Consider the following 1,133-nt stretch of genomic DNA (forward strand, 5'->3'; position numbering starts at 1 on the left):
ATGGCAACCACGTGGCCATGGTCGGCGATGGCATCAATGATGCCGCGGCGTTGAAGCAAGCCAACGTTGGCATAGCCATCGGCGCGGGGGCAGATGTGGCCATTGAGGCCGCCGATGTGACCCTGGTGCGCGGCGAACTGACCGCCGTGGTGGATGCCATGCACCTATCTCGCGCCACCTTCGGCAAAATCGTCCAAAACCTGATCTGGGCCAGCGCTTATAACGTGGCAGCCATTCCCATCGCCGCGATTGGTCTGCTGCACCCGATGATCGGCGTCATCGCCATGACCGCAAGCTCTCTCTCCGTCATTGGCAACTCGCTGCTACTCAAGCGGCGCTTCGCCACAAACAACCCACAAGGAGACGCCAAATGAACCGCATTCACCACTGGATGATGACTGCTTGCTTAGTAATTATGGGCGTGGCCATGTTCTTTCTAATGTGGCGCGGCCAGTCACTGGGCACTGGGGCCTGGCTGTTGCTTCCCCTGACACTCTGTCTTGGCATGCATTTCCTCATGCATCGCCATTTCGGTCATCATCAAAGAAATAAGGATGAGAAGTGAGCCAGCGTCATTGCGTTCATGAAATCGATGTCTTCGGCATCAAATATAGCCAGTACTAGCTTCAGTCTTCCTTAAAGAGACAGGTGGCCAAGTAGTGACCACCTGCTATTTAAATATATAGATTTTGCTGGACTAGCATAGGTACTACTCAATATCCTGGATTTGAATATAGATAGAAAAAATAAAAACAAATAAAAACAAATACTTAATTTAACAAGAAGGAAATAACCATTGCCCTACTACCCAAACTGCATGGGCATAAGCTAGCAAGCAACCGGCCAGTTACTAAATCATGATCGCCAAAATATTCAGGTTTCTCGCTCTGTTCCTCCTGGCAATCATGGCTGGTTCTTCCGTAACCGCAATGACAACGATGTGACCATTGTCTTGCGCGTGGACGGAGATTATGGCGAGTTAGTGAAGGCCCTTTAACGGACTAGCCCCTAGCCCGGATTTCTCACAGGGTATAAAAGAAAGCGGCTGAAAGTGCTATGATTTCAAGAACCTAACCAATCCATCAAGCACCAACAGCCGCTTCCAAAATGGTACCTGAAAAGCTGACCTTCTC

The 1,133-nt window shown here is 50.0% G+C and carries 2 protein-coding genes; both read left to right on the forward strand.

Annotated elements, in window-relative coordinates:
• On the forward strand, positions 1–374 hold a 374-nt coding region (locus tag MHM85_RS18300; protein WP_239286594.1), incomplete at its 5' end, for an HAD-IC family P-type ATPase.
• Positions 371–565, forward strand: a complete 195-nt coding sequence (locus MHM85_RS18305; protein ID WP_016915536.1) for a DUF2933 domain-containing protein — start codon at positions 371–373, stop codon at positions 563–565. The genes MHM85_RS18300 and MHM85_RS18305, both read left to right, overlap by 4 nt.
• The last annotated feature ends 568 nt before the right edge of the window (positions 566–1,133 follow it).

Source organism: Halomonas sp. McD50-4 (genome assembly GCF_022348135.1).
GTDB lineage: Bacteria > Pseudomonadota > Gammaproteobacteria > Pseudomonadales > Halomonadaceae > Vreelandella > Vreelandella piezotolerans.